16 protein-coding genes and 2 tRNA genes are annotated in these 17,860 nt (G+C 59.8%); 5 read left to right on the top strand and 13 right to left on the bottom strand.

Annotation, left to right across the window (positions count from 1 at the left end; genetic code table 11):
- Nucleotides 1–171: 171 nt before the first annotated feature.
- The gene (locus J7G73_RS07050; protein ID WP_087294347.1) at nucleotides 172–1,080 is read left to right on the top strand and encodes a pyridoxal-phosphate dependent enzyme; all 909 of its coding nucleotides are present in this window, start codon (nucleotides 172–174) and stop codon (nucleotides 1,078–1,080) included.
- A 39-nt stretch (nucleotides 1,081–1,119) separates the two neighbouring features.
- The gene (locus J7G73_RS07045) at nucleotides 1,120–1,623 is read left to right on the top strand and encodes a GreA/GreB family elongation factor (RefSeq protein ID WP_087294345.1); all 504 of its coding nucleotides are present in this window, start codon (nucleotides 1,120–1,122) and stop codon (nucleotides 1,621–1,623) included.
- 84 nt (nucleotides 1,624–1,707) lie between these two features.
- Here the strand turns inward: J7G73_RS07045 and J7G73_RS07040 are convergent, their stop codons facing one another.
- The 7 genes from J7G73_RS07040 to J7G73_RS07010 all read right to left on the bottom strand — a co-directional run bounded on the left by J7G73_RS07040 (nucleotide 1,708) and on the right by J7G73_RS07010 (nucleotide 11,122).
- Nucleotides 1,708–4,320: a cation-translocating P-type ATPase gene (locus J7G73_RS07040; RefSeq protein ID WP_291245736.1), complete on the bottom strand. Its 2,613-nt coding sequence runs from the start codon at nucleotides 4,318–4,320 to the stop codon at nucleotides 1,708–1,710.
- A gap of 238 nt (nucleotides 4,321–4,558) precedes the next feature.
- Nucleotides 4,559–5,074, bottom strand: coding sequence for an ATP-binding protein (locus J7G73_RS07035; protein WP_291245735.1), 516 nt, complete (start codon nucleotides 5,072–5,074; stop codon nucleotides 4,559–4,561).
- Between the two features lie 246 nt (nucleotides 5,075–5,320).
- Nucleotides 5,321–7,144: an ABC transporter ATP-binding protein gene (locus J7G73_RS07030; RefSeq protein ID WP_087294339.1), complete on the bottom strand. Its 1,824-nt coding sequence runs from the start codon at nucleotides 7,142–7,144 to the stop codon at nucleotides 5,321–5,323.
- Nucleotides 7,144–9,357, bottom strand: a complete 2,214-nt coding sequence (locus tag J7G73_RS07025; RefSeq protein WP_291245734.1) for an ABC transporter ATP-binding protein — start codon at nucleotides 9,355–9,357, stop codon at nucleotides 7,144–7,146. The genes J7G73_RS07030 and J7G73_RS07025 overlap by 1 nt, the downstream gene beginning before the upstream one ends.
- A gap of 82 nt (nucleotides 9,358–9,439) precedes the next feature.
- On the bottom strand, nucleotides 9,440–9,934 hold the full coding sequence (locus tag J7G73_RS07020) for a MarR family transcriptional regulator (RefSeq protein WP_291245733.1): 495 nt from the start codon (nucleotides 9,932–9,934) through the stop codon (nucleotides 9,440–9,442).
- Between the two features lie 199 nt (nucleotides 9,935–10,133).
- Nucleotides 10,134–10,451 carry a nitrous oxide-stimulated promoter family protein gene (locus J7G73_RS07015; protein ID WP_087294333.1) on the bottom strand — a complete coding sequence of 106 codons (318 nt, stop codon included), beginning with the start codon at nucleotides 10,449–10,451 and terminating at the stop codon, nucleotides 10,134–10,136.
- A gap of 5 nt (nucleotides 10,452–10,456) precedes the next feature.
- A complete protein-coding gene (locus tag J7G73_RS07010; RefSeq protein ID WP_291245732.1) occupies nucleotides 10,457–11,122 on the bottom strand; it encodes a helix-turn-helix domain-containing protein in 666 nt (221 codons plus the stop codon).
- Nucleotides 11,123–11,356: 234 nt separating this feature from the next.
- Here J7G73_RS07010 and J7G73_RS07005 point away from each other — a divergent pair, with 234 nt between their 5' ends.
- Entirely contained in the window at nucleotides 11,357–11,911 is a 555-nt protein-coding gene (locus J7G73_RS07005; RefSeq protein ID WP_291245731.1) for a DUF3793 family protein, read from the top strand.
- A gap of 35 nt (nucleotides 11,912–11,946) precedes the next feature.
- Nucleotides 11,947–12,369 (top strand): flavodoxin, encoded by a 423-nt coding sequence (locus J7G73_RS07000; protein WP_291245730.1) that lies wholly within the window; start codon nucleotides 11,947–11,949, stop codon nucleotides 12,367–12,369.
- A 163-nt stretch (nucleotides 12,370–12,532) separates the two neighbouring features.
- Here J7G73_RS07000 and J7G73_RS06995 read toward each other — a convergent pair whose 3' ends face one another.
- From J7G73_RS06995 to J7G73_RS06980, 4 genes are all read right to left on the bottom strand, one after another.
- Nucleotides 12,533–12,973 (bottom strand): DUF126 domain-containing protein, encoded by a 441-nt coding sequence (locus J7G73_RS06995; protein WP_087183533.1) that lies wholly within the window; start codon nucleotides 12,971–12,973, stop codon nucleotides 12,533–12,535.
- A gap of 1 nt (nucleotide 12,974) precedes the next feature.
- Nucleotides 12,975–14,246 (bottom strand): aconitase X, encoded by a 1,272-nt coding sequence (locus J7G73_RS06990; RefSeq protein ID WP_291245729.1) that lies wholly within the window; start codon nucleotides 14,244–14,246, stop codon nucleotides 12,975–12,977.
- A gap of 211 nt (nucleotides 14,247–14,457) precedes the next feature.
- A complete protein-coding gene (locus tag J7G73_RS06985; RefSeq protein WP_291245728.1) occupies nucleotides 14,458–15,240 on the bottom strand; it encodes a class B sortase in 783 nt (260 codons plus the stop codon).
- 184 nt (nucleotides 15,241–15,424) lie between these two features.
- Entirely contained in the window at nucleotides 15,425–16,546 is a 1,122-nt protein-coding gene (locus J7G73_RS06980) for a BTAD domain-containing putative transcriptional regulator (protein WP_291245727.1), read from the bottom strand.
- Between the two features lie 496 nt (nucleotides 16,547–17,042).
- On the opposite strand from J7G73_RS06980, the gene J7G73_RS06975 reads away from it, so the two are divergent.
- On the top strand, nucleotides 17,043–17,306 hold the full coding sequence (locus J7G73_RS06975) for a helix-turn-helix transcriptional regulator (RefSeq protein WP_291245726.1): 264 nt from the start codon (nucleotides 17,043–17,045) through the stop codon (nucleotides 17,304–17,306).
- Nucleotides 17,307–17,666: 360 nt separating this feature from the next.
- Here J7G73_RS06975 and J7G73_RS06970 read toward each other — a convergent pair.
- A tRNA-Ser gene (locus J7G73_RS06970) sits at nucleotides 17,667–17,758 on the bottom strand.
- A 3-nt stretch (nucleotides 17,759–17,761) separates the two neighbouring features.
- Nucleotides 17,762–17,836: transfer RNA gene (locus tag J7G73_RS06965), tRNA-Cys, on the bottom strand.
- Nucleotides 17,837–17,860: the final 24 nt, after the last annotated feature.

The raw sequence follows: 17,860 nt of genomic DNA, 5'->3' as shown, positions 1-17,860 counted from the left end.
TCAAGGGGGAATTGGCGCAAAAAACGTTCTTTTTCTTTCCCCTCTTTCCCAGGCATGACTTTGGTCTCGGAACGTGCTACAATAAGGGCAGAAAGCGGCGGGTGCCCCGCCCGCTCCCGCCGCGTCAGTCCCCATTGCTTTCCTATATAATAAGAAAGGCAGGCGTTTGTGATGACCGGAATCAACGAGACCTATTACCAGCAGCTCACCCGCTGCCCTGTGGTGGCCCTTGGCGGCTATGCCGCAAAACACGGCCTCCCCGGCAAGCTATACGCCTGCCTGTTGTTCGACGGCCCCACCGGCACCGGCAAGGACGCGCTGGCCACCGCCATGATCCGTCTGGCCACCCAGCGGGGTGAACTGAAGGAAGGCCAGCCCATTGTGGAGACCGGCTGCGGCGCCTTTGCGGCGGCGCTGGCCATTGCCGCCGGGCGCAGCGGTCACCCGCTCACGCTGGTGGTGCCGCCCGCACTGGAGCCGGAGCGGGAGCGTTTTCTGCAGGGACTGGGTGCCCGGCTGCGTCCCTGCTACGAGCGCCCCTCCGGCCAGGAGGGCATGGATATTCTGGCCCGCCGCATGGCCGAGGAGCAGGGCGCTTACTACATGAACTACCTGGCCAGCGAGGACAACCCGGAATACCACCGGCGCATCACCGGCCCCGCCATTTTAAAGGCCACCGAGGGTGGCAACCTGATCGACGCCATTGTGGCCGGGGTGGGCAGCGGCGGCACCGTGACCGGCGTGGGCGAATACGTGAAGGCCTGGACCAACCACATCCGCATGGCAGCGGTGGAACCCTACGAGTGTCAGGCCATCGGCGGCGGTTTTCTGGCGCCCCACGGAATTGCCAACATCGGCTTCGGCTTTGTGCCGGAGAACTACAACCCCTATGTGGTGGATCTGGTGACGGCGGTGACCACCGGCGAGGCGGTGCAGGCCGCCCGCGAGGTGCTGCTCACCGACGGCATTCCCGCCGGTGCCAGCGCCGGGGCCACCCTGTACGCCGCCCGCACCCTGCTGGAATCGGGCAAAAGCAAAAGCGCTTTGTGCATCTTCCAGAGCCGCCAGGTCTACGCCTGAGGGCTCTGAGCGAACATACCGAAAAAGAGGATTGATTGCATGTACGACGAACTCACCGAAGTGGACATTCAAAAAATGCAGGAGGAGATCGAGCACCGCATCCTGGTGGTGCGGCCCCAGTGCCTGGAGGACGTGAAGATCGCCCGCTCCTACGGAGATCTGAGCGAGAACTTTGAATACAAGGAGGCCAAGCGCCAGAAAAACCGGAACGAGAGCCGCATCCGTTACCTGCAGCGGATGATCAAGACCGCCAAGGTGGTCAAATCCGACCACGCCGAGGGTTCGGTGGGTCTGTTTGACAAAATCACCCTGTACTTCCCCGAGGACGAGGAGGAGATGGTGGTCAAGCTGGTGACCACTCTGCGGGTCAACGCGGACAGCGGCCTCATCAGCCGGGAATCCCCGCTGGGCCGGGCTATCTTCGGCAAGCGTATCGGCGACACCGTGCAGGTGGAGGTTCGCCCCGGCGTGAGCTACCCGGTGACCATCCGGGCCATTGAAGCCAGTGACGACGACGCTTCCCTGCCCATCAGCCAGTATTGATAAGCACAGACAAAAAAGGCCGCCGCGCCTCCCGACATCGGGAAGCACGGCGGCTGTTTTTGTTTCAGATTCTTCCGGTCAAAATTACTTGCCGCGGATCACACGACCCAGCTGGATCAGCAGGGTGGGCGCGAAGGCCAGACCCAGGATCTGCAGGTACTGCATACCGCTGAGGGCGGTGACTGCGAACAGGCTCTCCAGCACCGGGATCATCAGCACGGCCACCAGCAGCACCACGCCGCCGGCAAAGGCCATCAGAGAGTATTTATTGCTGCCAAGGCCCAGCTTGAAGATGGACTCGGTGCCGCGGCAGTTGAAGCCGTGGAACAGGCGGGCCAGGGTCAGTGTGGCGAAGGCCATGGTGCTGGCCATGGCAGCGCCGCCGGCAGACAGTCCCAGATAGAAGGCGGTCATGGAAGCGATGGCGATCAGCGCGCCCTGCCACAGAATCTTGAACATGAGGGGCTTATCCAGGATGGAGGCCTTGGGGTCGCGGGGCTTCTGGTCCAGCAGACCCTTGCGGGCGGGCTCCATGCCCAGGGCAATGGCGGGCAGGCTGTCGGTGAGCAGGTTGATAAAGAGCAGGTGCACCGGCTGGAAGGGCACGGGCAGAGCCATCAGCGAAGCGTACAGCACCGCCAGAATACCGGCCATGTTGCCGGACAGCAGGAACTGAATGGCGTTCTTGATGTTGGTGTACACGCCGCGGCCGTTCACCACAGCCTTCACGATGGTGGCAAAGTTGTCGTCCGCCAGAATCATGGCGGCGGCGTCCTTACTTACCTCGGTGCCGGTGATGCCCATAGCCACACCCACATCCGCCTTCTTCAGGGCGGGGGCGTCGTTCACACCGTCGCCGGTCATGGCGGCGATGCAGCCCTTGCGCTGCCAGGCGGAGACGATGCGGATCTTGTGCTCAGGGGAAACGCGTGCGTAAACCGAGATGCGAGTCAGCTTTTCGTCCAGCTCGTCGTCAGTCATGGCATCCAGCTCCACGCCCTCCAGAGCCATGTCGCCTTCCTCAAAGATGCCGATCTGCTTTGCAATGGCGGTGGCGGTGACCTTATGGTCGCCGGTGATCATCACGGTGCGGATGCCGCCGCGCTTGGCGTCGGCCACGGCCTGCTTGCTCTCCTCACGGGGCGGGTCGATCATGGACACCAGACCCACAAAGGTGAAGCCGTTCTCGTCCTCCAGGGTCAGCTCCCGCTCCGCGTCCATCTCGCGGCAGGCGAAGGCCAGAACGCGCAGGCCGTTTTCGGAAAATTCCTCGTTGGCCCGGGCGATGGCGGTGCGCATCTCATCGGTCAGAGGCACAACGCCCTTGGCGGTGAGCAGCTCTTCGGAACGGGCCAGCAGCACATCCATGGCGCCCTTGGTGAGCAGCATGGGTTTGCCGTTCACCCGGTGCAGGGTGCTCATCAGCTTGCGGTCGGAATCAAAGGCCAGCTCGCCCAGGCGGGGGAACTGACTGCGTACACTGTTTGCATCGGTTTGATGCATGCCGCCCCAGTTCACCAGGGCAATCTCGGTGGGGTCGCCCACCGAAGCGCCGCTGGCCACATCCACGGTGGCGTCGCTGGCCAGCAGGCCGATCTTCATCAGCAGCTCCTGGGCCGGGTCACTCATGTCGGCTTCCTTCGCCTCCACCAGCTTGCCGTCCGCCCAGATCTTCTGCACGGTCATCTTGTTCTGGGTCAGGGTACCGGTCTTATCCGAGCAGATCACCTGCACCGAGCCCAGGCTTTCCACCGCCTTGAGCTCCTTGATGATGGCGTTCTGACGGGCCATTTTCTGGGTGCCCATGGCCAGCACGATGGTCACAATGCTGCTCAGCGCCTCGGGAATGGCGGCCACCGCCAAAGCCACGGCAAAGAGCAGGGAGTCCAGCACACCCATACCGCTGCGGAACAGCGACAGGCAGAACACCAGCGCGCAGATGGCCAGGATGGCCGCCGCCAGCTTGCCGGAGAAATCATCCAGACTCTTCTGCAGGGGGGTCTTGCGCTGCTGGGTCTGGTTCATCAGCTCGGCGATGTGGCCCAGCTCGGTGTTCATACCGGTACCGGTGACCAGCATGACTGCGCGACCGTAGGTGACCAGCGAGCCGGAGAACACCATGTTCTTCTGGTCGCCCAGCGCGGTCTTGCCCGCGGGCAGAGCGTCGGCGGTCTTCTCCACCGCCTCGGACTCACCGGTCAGCGAGCTTTCGTTCACCTTCAACGAGTAGCACTCCAGCAGACGGCCGTCGGCAACCACCAGATCGCCCGCCTCCAGGTACACGATGTCACCGGGCACCACCTTGGGACCCGCCACCTCCTGGCGCACGCCGTCCCGCAGGACTTTGGCCACCGGAGCGGACATGGCCTTCAGGCTTTCCAGGCTTTTTTCCGCCTTCAGATACTGCACGGTGCCCAGCACCGCGTTCATGATGAGCACCGCAAAAATGACCAGCGTGCTCTCCACATTGCCGGACACCATGGAGATCACCGCGGCCACGGCCAGAATAAAGACCAGCAGGTCCTTGAACTGCTCCAGGAATACCACCAGCGGGCTTTTCTTTTTGCCCTCCGCCAGCTGGTTGGGGCCGTGCTCCTCCAGCCGCCGGGCGGCCTCCTGAGCGGACAGACCGTCCGCGGTGGCCTTTACCTGCTCCAGGGCCTGCGGAACAGTTTTGTCAAAATAAGTTTGTTCCATACGTTCATTCTCCTTTTTCCTAGTTTGCCCGTTTCGCCCGGCGGGAAGTCTTTTTTCGCAAAAGAAAAAAGACTTCCCGACAGCACGCGCAAAGCGTTGCTGTCGAAAAGTCTTGTTACCGACTCATTAAGAAGCGGCGCACCCTGCCAGGCCCTTTTGAGGCCGTGATGTTGACAAGGCGGCTTGCAACTACTCCCTTTTCAACTTGGGTTAACTATACCACGGCAGGCAGGCCCCGTCAAGTGATTTTTGCAGGATTTTCATTTTTTTCATATTTGATGCCATTTTTCCATGCTGCGCTTTCCGCCCGCTCCTGCCAGGAGATGCGCCGGATCTCGTGAAAGCCCTCTTCCTCTTTCGGCTCCACCAGACGGCGGCGCATGAGAGCGATGGCAAAGAAGGGCACATGCCGCTGACGGCAGGCATCATTCCGGATGGCCTGCACCACGCCGGTGTCGATCCACACCGCCACACAGCGCACCCCCTGAGGCACCGCCCGCAGCACCCGCCGCCGCGCCCGACGGGACAGATGCACCGAATCCACCACCACGTCTCTGCCCTGCTCCAGCGCGGCGCGCATGCGCTGGTTCATGATTCGGTGTACCCGGTGGTACCCCTTCAAAGTGAGCTCCTTGCCGAACAGCTCCATGCGGATGCCATCCGACCCGATGTACTCCGCCCCGGCCAGCCGGGTTTTGGCCCAGGTGGTCTTGCCCGCACCGGAAATTCCCACCATCAGATACATTGTGGCCATTGCTCTGCCTCCTTTCCGTTTGGCCCGCCCCCGGCCCGGCAATAAAAAAAAGACCTTTCGGCACAGCAAACACTGTGCCGAAAAGTCTTGTTACCGCGCTGTGAGCAAACCGGCCCGCTTCGCCAGGCATTTGCCGTGCTGTTGACGAAGCGGCTTGCAACTACTCCCTTTTCAACTGGCTTTACTATACCAGTTTTCCGGTGGCAAGGTCAACGGTTTTCACAGAGTTTTTACCCTTTCGCCGGCTTATTCCTCGCCGTTCGCAAACTGGCTGTTGTACAGGTTGGCGTAGAAGCCGCCCTTGGCAAGCAGCTCGTTGTGGTTGCCGGTTTCCACGATGTCGCCGTCCTTCATCACCAGGATCATATCCGCATCCCGGATGGTGGACAGGCGGTGGGCAATAATAAAGCTGGTGCGGCCACGGGTCAGCTCGTCCATGGCCTTCTGGATGGCCAGCTCGGTGCGGGTATCCACGCTGGAGGTGGCTTCGTCCAGAATCAGAATCTTGGGGTCCGAGATGATGGTCCGTGCAATGGTGAGCAGCTGCTTCTGGCCCTGGCTGATGTTGCTGGCATCCTCGTTCAGAATGGTGTCGTAGCCCTGGGGCAGGGTGCGCACAAAATGGTCCACCTGAGCGGCCTTGGCAGCTGCCAGCACATCCTCATCGGAGGCATCCAGACGGCCGAAGCGGATGTTCTCCCGAATGGTATCGTTGTACAGCCAGGTATCCTGCAGCACCATACCGAAGGCGCTGCGCATATCGCCTCGCTCAAACTGGCGCACATCGTAGCCATCCAGCAGAATGGCGCCGTCGCTCACATCGTAGAAGCGCATGAGCAGCTTGACCATGGTGGTCTTGCCCGCGCCGGTGGGACCAACGATGGCCACCTTGGTGCCCGGCTGCACAATGGCGGAGAAGTCGTTGATGATGGTCTTCTCCGGCACATAACCGAAGTGCACATGGGCAAAGTAGACCGAACCGTTGATCTCGCTGCTGGGTACCGGCTCCTTGGTGTCCGGCACTTCCTCCGGCTCTTCCAGGAACAGGAACACGCGCTCGGCAGCCGCGGCAGTCATCTGCAGCTGGTTGGAGATATTGGCCAGCTGGGTGATGGGCTGGGTAAACTGGCGCACATACTGGGTGAAGGCCTGGATATCACCAACGGTGATGGTGCCGTTCAGCGAAAGGAAGCCGCCCAGCACACAAATGGCCACATAGCCCAGGTTGCTCACAAAGTTCATCAGGGGCATCATCATGCCGCTCAAAAACTGGCTCTTCCAGGCGCTCTGGTACAGCTTTTCGTTCAGGCCGTTAAATTTCTCGATGCTCTCTTCCTGGCCATTGAAGGCGGTGACCACCACATGGGCGCCGTACATCTCTTCCACATGGCCGTTCACATGACCCAGGTATTCCTGCTGGCGGCGGAAGAACTTCTGGCTGTGGCGCACCACGTTCATCACAATCACCAGGCACACCGGCAGAATGCAGATGGCGATCAGAGTCATCAGCGGGCTGATGGAAAGCATCATGCACAGCACGCCCACGATCATGGTCAGCTGAGTGACCACCTGGGAAAGGCTCTGGTTCAGGGTCTGGGTGACCATATCCACATCGTTGGTGATGCGGCTGAGCACCTCACCGTGGGGCACCCGGTCAAAATAGGACATGGGCAGCCGGTCGATCTTCTGGCTGATATCGGTACGCATGGCGTAGCTCACCTTGGTGGCGATGCCGGCCATTACCCAGCCCTGCACGTAAGACAGCAGCGCACTGAGCACATACAAACCGGCCAGGAACAGCAAAATCTGGCCGATGGCCGCAAAATCAATACCGCCGGTGCCGGTGAGCATGGCGATCACGCCCTCAAACAGCTTGGTGGTTGCCTGACCCAGAATCTTGGGTCCGAAGATGGAGAACACCGTGCCGCCCACAGCGCACAGCAGCGCCAGCACAATGCTGGGCAGGTAGCGCCGCATGTAGGCCAGCAGCTTTTTCATGGTGCCCTTGAAGTCCTTGGCTTTTTCGCCCACGGCCATTGCGCCGGGGCCGTGTCTCATCGGTCCTGCCATTATGCCAATTCCTCCTTCGAAAGCTGACTTTCCGCGATTTCGCGGTAGGTCTCGCAGTTTTTCAGCAGCTCCTCATGGGTGCCCTTGCCCACCACGCGGCCCTCATCCAGCACAAGGATCTGGTCCGCATGCATAATGGTGGACACACGCTGCGCCACGATGAACACCGTGGACTGCTCGGTATAGCCCTTCAGCGCCGCGCGCAGCTTTGCGTCAGTCTTGAAGTCCAGGGCGGAGAAGGTGTCGTCAAAGATATAAATGGGAGCCTGCTTCACCAACGCACGGGCGATGGAAAGCCGCTGGCGCTGACCGCCGGATACGTTGGTTCCTCCCTGGCTGATGGCGGTATCCATGCCGTTTTCCAGAGTCTGGATGAACTCGGTGGCCTGGGCGATGTCCGCGCTTTCCTTCAGCAGCTCATCCGAAGCATCGGCCCGGCCGTAGCGCAGGTTGGTGGCCACAGTGCCGCTGAACAGCAGGCCCTTCTGGGGCACATAGCCGATGGCCTCGCGCAGATCCTTCTGACGCAGCTGGCGCACGTCCACGCCGTCCACGGTGATGCTGCCCTCGGTGGCGTCGTAGAACCGGGGAATCAGGTTTACCAGGGTGGATTTGCCGGAACCGGTGGCGCCGATAAAGGCCACCGTCTCGCCCGGGCGGGCAGTGAAGCTCACATGCTCCAGCACGTTGGCATCCGCGCCCTCGTACCGGAAGGAAACATCCTTGAACTCCACAACGCCTTTTACCGGGTGGTTCATCTCGGTGGGCTGAGCGGGGTCAGCCACGGTACTCTCACAGGTGAGCACCTCGTTGATACGCTCGGCGGAGACCGAGGCACGGGGCACCATGATGAACATCATGCTGATGAACAAGAAGCTCATAATCACCTGCATGGCGTACTGGATGAAGGCCATCATATCGCCCACCTGCAGATTGCTGGCGGCGATCTGCTTGCCGCCGAACCAGACGATCAGCAGCGACAGACCGTTCATCACCAGCATCATGAAGGGCATCATGGTAGCCATGGCCCGGTTCACAAACAGAGTATTGCCGGTCAGGTCCTTGTTGGCCTTTTCAAACCGGTTCTGCATGAAGGGCTGGTTGGAGAAGGCGCGCACCACCATCAGGCCGCTCAGCTCCTCCCGGCTCACCAGGTTCAGCCGGTCGATCAGGGTCTGCATCTTCTTGAAACGGGGCATGGCCACCGCGAACAGGGTGAGGATCAGGCCCAGCATCACGATCAGAGCCAGGGCCAGCACCCATGCCAGATTCAGGCACTTGGACAGACCCATGATCAGGCCGCCGATGCCCATGATGGGAGCAAAGCACATCATCCGCAGGCCAATGCTCAAAAAGTTCTGCACCTGGGTGATATCGTTGGTGGACCGGGTGATCAGGCTGGCGCCGGAGAACTGGTCCATCTCGTTGTTGTTGAAGTAGCTCACCTTGCGGAATACATCCCGCCGCAGATCGCGGCCCACGCCCGCGCCCAGGCGCGCCATGCAGAAGCCCGCGGAGATGGCGCACACGGTAAGCAGGATGGCAAGGCCCGCCATGCGCAGGCCGATCTTCAGGATATAGGCAGTCTGGATGGCATCGGTGTCCGCGCCCAGCTGGGTGTAAAAGCTCTTGGTCAGCACCACGCCGGTCTGCTCCAGCATGCTTTCGGGAGTCACTGCCGCGGTGGCGATGGCTTCATTCAGCTGCTCATCCAGCGCGCCGCTCTGCAGCATGGCGGTGAGCTGGGCCATAGCGCCGGCATCCAGCGTACCGCTGGCCTGCTCCTCGGTTTCGGTGGAGGAATCGGCAGGGGCCAGCTCCTCCATCATGTTCACCAGGGCATAGGCTGCCCGATTGAAGGCATCGTTTGCACCATTCTCCGGGTCGGCGGCCAGCGCCAGATCCTCATCCCCTGCATTGGGGTAGGTCTCTTTCAGCTTGTCTGCGTCCTCCCGTTCGCCCAGAGGCTGGTAGGCCGCATCCACCAGAGCCTTATCCTCCTCGGACATGAACATCTGCATCATAGCCATGGCATCACTGTCAATGACCTCAGGCGCCGCCTGGGTGATGCCGCCCTGCTGCAGGCCCACGTTCACGATGTCGCTCATGTAGTTGGGCAGCGTCAGCTCCAGCATTGCCTGGCCGAACAGCAGCGCCACGCCCACAAGCAGCAGGCCCAGATAGGGCTTTAAATATCGCTTCAGTTTCAGCATACTCGTTTCTCCTTACTGCCAGCGCCACCCGCAAGCGGGCGGCAGCTGTTAAATTTGCTTTGTTTCACCGGCCACACCGGGTTCAGGGCGCGCCGAACTCCTCCTCCATGGCATCCGCCAGGGAGTTGAAGGCCTCGATCACCTGGGCGGGAGTTCGTTCTCCCTGCCGCTCCAGGCGGGTCATCATCCGCTCCAGCCGCCGGAACATATCCCGGCAGTTTTCCTGCAACATCGTGTTGCCCGACTCCGTGAGGCCAATCCACACCGTGCGCCGGTCATTCTCGTCCGGTGTGCGGCACACATACCCCAGCTCCTCCAGCCGCCGGATACGCTGGCTCACCGCAGGCATGCTCTGATTCATCGCCTTCGCCAGCGCCGACAGGGTCATCGGCTCGTAGGGGTCGGTGTGCGGGCAGCTTCCGCCAAACACATCCGCCCCCTTGTTGTGCAGGGTCATCAGGGTGAAAAACTGCGATTTGTTCAGTGTTTCACTGGGGCTGGCGTTCTTCCAGGCCCGCCGGATGCGGTCCATGGCGCGCAGCATCTGCAGCGCGTTGCTGTTCTCCATTTCCTTCATCTTCTCCCCCTTTCTCGACTGACTACGTCAGTTGTTATCCATATTAATTATGTTACCTAAGTATTTTATTCATCTTTTGCTTCCTTGTCAATATATCCAATCTCATTTCATACTATTTTTACATTTTGCCGGTTTTCAGGCCAAAAAAGGCCCCGATTCGGATGAATCGGGGCCTTTCGGTTCTTTTGGATAAAATCGCTCAGAGTGAACGGGTCAGCACCAGATGGCGCACCGCTGCCACCGGGTCGTGCAGCAGCATCCGAGGGCCTGCGTAGCGCATCACCTGCTTCATCTGCTCCCGCAGCTCAGGCTTATAGCATGGGCGGGGACAGGCGCTGCAAAAGGTCTTTTCCGCCATGCGGGGGCAGCGCTGGGTGCGGGCACGGGCGTAATCGGCAAGGGCCTGACATTGCGGGCACAGGCAGCCTTTTTTGCTTTTGTGCTTTCCCCTGCAATAGATGCGGATCATCTTCTCCACCATCTCCTGCTCGTTCTTCCGCTTGCGTTCCAACTCCATGCCGCTCACCCCGCCTTCTGCTGGGTCCGCAGCTGCCGCCGCCAGGCGCTGGGAGCCATGCCGTTGCGCCGCCGGAAGGTGGTTGCAAAATAAGCCGCACTGCCAAAGCCGCACTGTTCAGCGATCCGGTCGATGGAAAGACCGCTGTGGCGCAGCAGGTGCTCGGCACGTTCCAGCCGCTGAGCGGTCACATACTGAGAAAAGCTCTGCCCGGTCTGGCTGCGGAACATCCGGCACAGGTAGCACTTGCTCACAAACACATGCTTGGCCACCGTTTCCAGCGTGAAGGGCTCACTCAGGTGGGTGGTGATGTAGCAGCAGGCCATGCGGATGTGATCATCCTGCCGGCCATCCTCATTCATGCGCCGGATGTACTGGCGGATCATCTCGGCCCCATGGCCCGCCAGCGCCGCCTGGGGAAGCGTGCGGGCGTACATCTCCCGGCTGGTGTGGCGGAACTCCACCGGGGCCGCCCCCTGTACCCGTAAAATATGGTCGTACAGGCTCTGGCTCAGCGCCTCCAGCATGGCGCTGCGCTCGGCCGGTTCCGCCTGACTCAGCAGCCGGGCCTTCTCCTCCCACAGCTCCAGCGCCTGCTCCTCCTGCCGCTGCTCCACTGCCGTGCAGATGGCCCGGTGATCATAAATGGCCTGAAGCAATTCTCGGTTCATGGTTCTCTCTCCTTTTATATAGAAGGCTAGCAGGCATTTCAGCCTGCAGTTAGTCATTTCTAACTTCAAAATTAGTATAAACTAACTCACCTGCAATGTCAACCACTGCCGGGATCATTTTTTGAAAGAACCAGCCAAGATTTTAAAGGCGCGCCGCTGTGAGGCGTGCTATAATGCAATCAAGTTAGTTAACGCTAACCGCAAAAAAACAAACCGCCGAAAGGAGCCCCCGCCATGCCGCTGGACCGTTACCTCATTGACCATTGTTCCCCCACGCTGGCCAACCTGAAAACCGCCAACCTGTTTTCCTGCCGCTACAGCAGCCGGGAGCAGCTGGCCGCTCAGGTACAGGGCTGGCACCGGGCGCTGGAGTCCAAGGGTGTTTGCCTGCGGCTGCTGCGGGCCAAAAACGGCTGTGCGCTGATCTATGTGTACCGGCCGCTGCGTCTGGCCGCCGATCTGCGCAAACCCGGCGTGGCGGAATTCCTGGCCGAGTGCGGCTACCGGAGCCTTTCCCCGGAGGCAGCACTGGAGCGGCTGAGTCAGCGGCTCTGCACCCAGGACTCCTTCCCCCACGAGATCGGTCTGTTTCTCAGCTATCCGCTGGGCGATGTGCAGGGCTTCATTCAGCACGGCGGCGCCCATTATAAATGCTCCGGCTGCTGGAAGGTCTATTGCAACGAATGCGAGACCGCCAAGCTGTTCGCCAAGTATCAGAAATGCCGGGGCGTTTACTGGCGGCTGTTCAGCGGCGGGCGCAGCGTGCTGCAGCTCACCGTGGCCGCCTGAAGCATTTTTACTTTCCCGAAAGGATGTGTATGACGATGAGTAAGATCGCAGTTGTATATTGGAGCGGCACCGGCAATACCGAACAGATGGCCGCTCAGGTGGCCGAGGGTGTGCGCGGTGCAGGCGGCGAGGCCATCCTGCTCACCGCGGCGGAATTCGGCCCCGAGCAGCTGCCTGCCTATGACGCGGTGGCCTTCGGCTGCCCCTCCATGGGTGCGGAGCAGCTGGAGGAGGGCGAGTTCGAGCCCATGTTCACCGCCTGTGAGTCCGCCCTCAGCGGCAAAAAGCTGGGCCTGTTCGGCTCTTACGGCTGGGGCGACGGCGAGTGGATGCGCACCTGGCAGGACCGCTGCACCGAAGCGGGCGCGGCTCTGGTGGGCGAGGGCGTGATCTGCTGCGACGCGCCGGACGAAACCGCCGAGGCTGCCTGCCGCGCGTTGGGCGCACAGCTGGTCTGATCCGGCCCGGGAGCGGCCGGAAAACGCTCCCATCTGTAGATTCGACATTTCCCAATACCATATGTATTCTTCCTTTTTCAGCTCTCAAGCAGAGAAAGACCGCCGGGTGCCTGCAAACCACCCGGCGGTCTTTCTTTTTTGCTTTCTGTGTCCGGCAGAAGCCTCAGCCCACGGTCACGGTGCCGTCTTCCTCCACGGTGATGGAGTCGCCGGTCTTCACTGCCTGCAGAAACTCCTCGCCCAGGCTGTCCACGGTGGGCATGGGGTTCTCGCTCCAGACGCCCGCCAGAATCGCTCCTGCTGCGGCCAGGCTGTCGATGGGCTGGCTGAACAGCAGACAGGCGGGCTGACGGCCCATGCAGGCGGCGGTGTACAGCACCATGCCGCCGGTGGTGGAGCCGATGGTCATGGGCAGGCACAGTGCCTTGCCCGCCATGGGCTTCTGGTACAGATCGGGGTTGTTCTGGTCGGAACAGGTGGCGTTCTTGTCGCCGAACATCAGGCTCTTCTGGAAGCTGGCCAGGGTGTTGAAGCCCCCGTGGGAAACCAGCGCCTCCGCCTTTGCCTTGCCCGGCACCACCGGGCGGCCCTTGAACTGTTTCATCTCAGCACTCCCCTTTCACCATGATCTGCAGCATCTCGGCATCGGTGTAGTAACGGGCCGAGGAATAGGTGCGCAGCTTGTTGGAGCTGGTGGCCACCGGCATCTTGCCGCACAGCGGATTGTTCATGTACATCAGCGGACAGATGGAGGAAAGCACCACGCCCGTACCCTTCAACCGGGCGGCGGCGGGCGTTTTCGCAAAGGCCTTGGCCACCGCAGGGGCGGCGGTAAACACGGTGGGCACCGCAACGGTTTTGCGGCCTGCCTGTTCCAGCGCGGCGCACAGATCGCCGGCCCACTGGTTCAGCTGCTCCAGCGAAAGATGAGGGCAGCCCACAAAGCAGAGCTTCGGCTTGGCATTGGGGTCCTTCCAGATGCAGGGATAGCCGGCCCGCACCCGCTCCAGTTCCGCGTCGTCGATCACATAGACCTGCGCGTCCGGCCGGATGAGCGCCTTGCCCTGCTGGCAGGCCTCCGGAGTGATGCCCTCCACATGGTACAGACCCACCGCGCCGTTGCTGGCACTGGCTGCGCCCATGTCCTTCAGGTAGGCCTTGGCCGCATCATCCAGCTGGCCGCCCAGCCACTGGTCCAGTCCCTGGATGTAGGGCACGTCCTCCATCACCTTCATGCCGATGGCGCTGCCCAGGATCTGCGCCTCCGGGCGGCGGCTGGTCTTCACTTCCACCACCCAGCTGGCCTTGCGTCCCTCATCGGTGAGCAGGCCGAACTTGGGCACACACCCGGCGATGGAGCCGAACAGCTCCAGAATGCCGGAATTCCGGTTGCAGCGGGCGCCCAGCACACTGTTGGCATACACTACCGCGCTGGATTCCGCCCAGCTCAGCACCTGGCCCTGCTTCGGCTCGTTGCCCACCTGGGGCAGGTAGCAGGTGCAGGTGAAGGCATCGTCCTCCAGAAGGCCCAGCTGCCGCAGCTGCGCCTCGTAGTCCTCCTGCTTGGAATACATGAACTTGAACACCAGCTTCTGCAGCAGGTTCGTGGGCACATTGGGGTCCAGCGGCCGGGGGTCCACACTGAACTTCTGGCCGTTTACTGCACCGCCTTCAATCAGCTGATCCATCAGGTCGTACACCGGCTTCATCATGGAAAGACCAAAGCTGGTCACCAGATGCCCCTTCTCCGCCGTCACCGGGACCATTTCCTCGGCGCCGAAGGCCTCGCCGTACATCACCAGGGTCTTCATAACCTTGGCCAAGGTCTCTCCCTTTGCACCGTCCAGCATGGCCTGCTGGTCCGGGGTCAAACGCATTGCCATTGCTCCTCACACTCCCTTAGGCAATGCCGCACAATTCCAGATGGTGGAACGCGCCGGAAAATTTTTGTGATATGAACCAAAAAGCACAGCCAATCCTTGGTGGATTGGCGAGCATTTTGGGAAAATAGCACAGAAAATTTTGGCGTGATACGCCGTCTGAGCCGTTAGGCGTGAATTGTGCGGTATTGCCCTTATTTTCTTCCCCTCAGGGCAGCTCCACCGCTTCGGCCCGGCGGGCATGGGCCACGATTCGGTCGTTGCCGTCGTCGGTGCAGGTGCTCAGGGTAAGTACATGATCGTCGGAATACACCGTTACGCCGGTATCATACAGGCGTGCCTCCCGCAAGGTCTTCAAAAATTCGGTGTATTCATCCCCCACCACGAAGCCCACCGTATAAAGCGGATCATCCGGTTCGGCTTCGTGGATGGAAAACAGCTGATAGCGCCAGGCCCCTTCCGGGGTATACAGGGTAAACCAGCCGCCGTTCGCCGCAAAAAATTCCGGGTCCAGATATTCCTTCAAGGGGGCAAACATGGTGCCGTTGCGCATGTTGTGCCCGTATACGATGGCATGCAGATCATCCAGGCTCTGGTTGTTGCCCTCCAGGAACAGGGTGCCCGCCTGATTGTAGCTGCCGTCCCACAGGCGGCGCAGATAATAGCTGTTGTCGCCGCTGTACACGATGGGATAGCTGATCTCCACCGAATCGAAATCGATCCAGCCGATGATGTCCGGCCCTTCCTCCCGCAGTGTGTCGAAGTCAATATCCAGCGGAACAAAGCCCTCCTCCGGGGCTTCCTCCTGAACCGGTTCCACTGGCTGCACCGCCTGCTGCTGCAGCTGATTATAGCGGTCCGTTCCGATCTTGTAGTCCCACAGGCGGTAGGCAATCACGCCAAGCGCACACAGGATCACCAGCACCAGAATAATACGCACAAAATCCAGCAGACCGAATTTTCGTTTCGTCTGTTTTGTGGGTGTGGGCATGGACCACTCCCCCTTTCCGATAAATAAAAGCCGGCTGTGAACAGGCGTTTTGCCTTCACAGCCGGCTCCTTTTTATTTTACTGCCGGAATCACCTGCCGTCAACGCTCTTGCGGCGGTTGATGGCCTAACAACGGCCGCATCTGAACATGCGCCCACAATAGCCGGCAGGATGAATGGCGCGACTCAGCCCCAGTTCACGCTGCCGCTTTTCCACTGCTGGGGGCTCATATCGCCCACAGGGGCCATCTTATAGTGGAGGGTCACAGCAGGGCCGCGGCTGCCCCGGCGCAGAGCGGTGTAGCAATCGTCGATGCGCTGAATAACGATACTGCAGTTCTCCCGGTTGATGCCCGTAAGCAGGATCAGGAAGCGGTCATCCTCTGCACGAGTATAAATGTCACCCCGGCGCAGAGCGGAATGGATCGCCTCGCCTACCTGGGGCATCACCTGGGCCACCTGGCCACGCTGCTCAATGCGGTGCCCCTGCTTGTCAGTGACCCAACACATCATCAGATAGGCCGACTGCCCGCTGCGCTCCAGCATACGGCTGACCGTACGGTATGTATCGATGAAGCTGGGAAAGGGACAATAATACGCTCCGCGGGACACATCCTCTTCTTTCAGGACCTCCTGCAGCTGCTCCAGAGAAGCCTTGCTGCTGGGCAGCACATTTTCCAGCTGACGCATGCACTCATTCAGCCGGTCGCTGGGCTTGACGCCGAATTCATCCAGCATTCGGTTGGCGGTCTCTTCGTAGACCTCTTTGGCCTCCTGATAGCGCTGCATGGCAAGCAGGCTCTGGATACGCAGGATGTCCCAGTCCTCCTGCGGGCACAGGCCCGAAGCCTGGGTAGCGATGCGCAGCATCCGCTGCCAGTCCTGTCGCTGGCTCAGCTCCGCACAAAGAGCATGCACACAGGCGGCGTATTCCTCTTTATAATGGACTGCCGCCACCATCGCCCAATCGCAGCCTGCCAGATGAGGCAGGAAGTCGCCGTTGTAAAGATCACATACCGACTCCAGCAGATCGATTCGCTCATCGCCTTGGGCCTCCAGCGCCTGTTCTGCCGTCTGCTGGAACCGGAAGGCATCCACAGTGATCTCTTCCGACGTGACCAGGTGATAGCTGCCCGCCTTGAACAGCACAGTAGTATCCTCCAGGCCGACCTGCTTCAGGATACGCCGCAGGTTACTGATGGTCACCTTCAAGTTATTGGCCGGATTGGTTACACCATCCTCGTAACCGAACAACTGGTCCATCAGCACGTCCTTGGGCACACCCTCTTCCCCATGGAACAGAAGCATCTGCAATACCTGCATGGAGCGTGTGACGTTATTTCGCTCTAATTTAAGCGTATTTCCGTTGTGCCGCAGCGCAAAGCCGCCGAACATCGTTACTTCCAAACTCACAGCCAAAATCCCCACTTTACATTGGACAGTACACCTGCTTTTTCTTAAACAGCCGTATACCGTCCAAGTTGAATCGAATACTATTTTTTTCAGTATACCATATTTCGCAATCAAAAGCCATGCCGCACGCCATTTCATTCTTTTTTTGTTATACTTTCCGCAAAGCAGACACAGCGCACTTTTCTTTATGAGTTTATCATAACAGAGCATCAGTAATCTGTCCAGTACATCCCGAACCTTTTCGCCCTCTTGGCCGCTCTGTTTTGTCGGCATTTTTGGCACAAAAACAGCGCAATCCCGCCAAATTTGCCTACATCAGCACCTTTTTCTCCACAAAAACGCAAAACGCACTACACTATATAATAAGAAGTAAAGGAGGTAATCTTGCGGTATGAAATTCAAACATGCATTTTCATCTGAGCTCTTTGTCTGCCGTCACCAATTGGGTCTTACGCAAGAAAGCGTCGCCGAACTTGCAGGGATCTCGACCCGGTGGTATCAGCAGATTGAAAGCGGGCGGCGTACTCCCAGCGGACGCTTGCTTTTGCGCCTGTGCGCGATCCTGCGCATTGATGCCCGGCTGTTTTACTGTACCGTCGGCGTGGACCCTGCGCAGCTGGACTGGCTGACGCTGGACGACCCTAAAGCAAGCTAATACTCTGCGGCAATGAACACCCGGCAAAAATCAAGCCATGCGCTTTCGGTGCTGCCGGGTGCTCTTTTTATGTGTCTGATGTTCAAAAATGTTTGGGTATGAATGAACAATCAGTTTTATTATAGCAAAAAGAAATCTGCAAGCCTTTCAGCTTACGGATTTTTCTGGCGGAAAGAGAGGGATTTGGAAATCTTTGCTGCGCAAAGCTTCCCGCGCTTAGGGACACAGCCCCGGCGCGCAGATTGCCTAAAAACCTGCCACCGGCAGGTTTTTAGGCAATCACCCTTTCGGGTTCGAATCCCATCTTCTACTGCAAAAAGAAAGAACCGAAAGAGCAAATGCTCGATCGGTTCTTTTCTTTGGCGGAAAGAGAGGGATTCGAACCCTCGGTGGGTTTATGGCCCACACACGATTTCCAGTCGTGCGCCTTAGACCAGCTCAGCCATCTTTCCATGTGGAGGTGCTGACCAGATTTGAACTGGTGAATGAAGGTTTTGCAGACCTTTGCCTTACCACTTGGCCACAGCACCAAAAAAATGGAGCGGCTTACGAGG

It is taken from the genome of Allofournierella sp., assembly GCF_017889395.1.
Classification (GTDB): Bacteria; Bacillota; Clostridia; order Oscillospirales; family Ruminococcaceae; genus Allofournierella.
This window is presented reverse-complemented; position numbering and strand designations above follow the sequence as displayed.

Excerpts from the sequence above, each read along its gene's own strand:
- J7G73_RS06975 (WP_291245726.1), top strand. The coding sequence starts at position 17,043 with ATGAAATTCAAACATGCATTTTCATCTGAGCTCTTTGTCTGCCGTCAC.
- J7G73_RS07045 (WP_087294345.1), top strand. The coding sequence starts at position 1,120 with ATGTACGACGAACTCACCGAAGTGGACATTCAAAAAATGCAGGAGGAG.
- J7G73_RS07000 (WP_291245730.1), top strand. The coding sequence starts at position 11,947 with ATGAGTAAGATCGCAGTTGTATATTGGAGCGGCACCGGCAATACCGAA.
- J7G73_RS07025 (WP_291245734.1), bottom strand. The coding sequence starts at position 9,357 with ATGCTGAAACTGAAGCGATATTTAAAGCCCTATCTGGGCCTGCTGCTT.
- J7G73_RS07015 (WP_087294333.1), bottom strand. The coding sequence starts at position 10,451 with ATGGAGTTGGAACGCAAGCGGAAGAACGAGCAGGAGATGGTGGAGAAG.
- J7G73_RS07040 (WP_291245736.1), bottom strand. The coding sequence starts at position 4,320 with ATGGAACAAACTTATTTTGACAAAACTGTTCCGCAGGCCCTGGAGCAG.
- J7G73_RS06980 (WP_291245727.1), bottom strand. The coding sequence starts at position 16,546 with ATGCTTCTGTTCCATGGGGAAGAGGGTGTGCCCAAGGACGTGCTGATG.
- J7G73_RS07005 (WP_291245731.1), top strand. The coding sequence starts at position 11,357 with ATGCCGCTGGACCGTTACCTCATTGACCATTGTTCCCCCACGCTGGCC.
- J7G73_RS07035 (WP_291245735.1), bottom strand. The coding sequence starts at position 5,074 with ATGGCCACAATGTATCTGATGGTGGGAATTTCCGGTGCGGGCAAGACC.
- J7G73_RS06990 (WP_291245729.1), bottom strand. The coding sequence starts at position 14,246 with ATGCGTTTGACCCCGGACCAGCAGGCCATGCTGGACGGTGCAAAGGGA.
- J7G73_RS06995 (WP_087183533.1), bottom strand. The coding sequence starts at position 12,973 with ATGAAACAGTTCAAGGGCCGCCCGGTGGTGCCGGGCAAGGCAAAGGCG.
- J7G73_RS07020 (WP_291245733.1), bottom strand. The coding sequence starts at position 9,934 with ATGAAGGAAATGGAGAACAGCAACGCGCTGCAGATGCTGCGCGCCATG.
- J7G73_RS07030 (WP_087294339.1), bottom strand. The coding sequence starts at position 7,144 with ATGGCAGGACCGATGAGACACGGCCCCGGCGCAATGGCCGTGGGCGAA.
- J7G73_RS07050 (WP_087294347.1), top strand. The coding sequence starts at position 172 with ATGACCGGAATCAACGAGACCTATTACCAGCAGCTCACCCGCTGCCCT.
- J7G73_RS06985 (WP_291245728.1), bottom strand. The coding sequence starts at position 15,240 with ATGCCCACACCCACAAAACAGACGAAACGAAAATTCGGTCTGCTGGAT.
- J7G73_RS07010 (WP_291245732.1), bottom strand. The coding sequence starts at position 11,122 with ATGAACCGAGAATTGCTTCAGGCCATTTATGATCACCGGGCCATCTGC.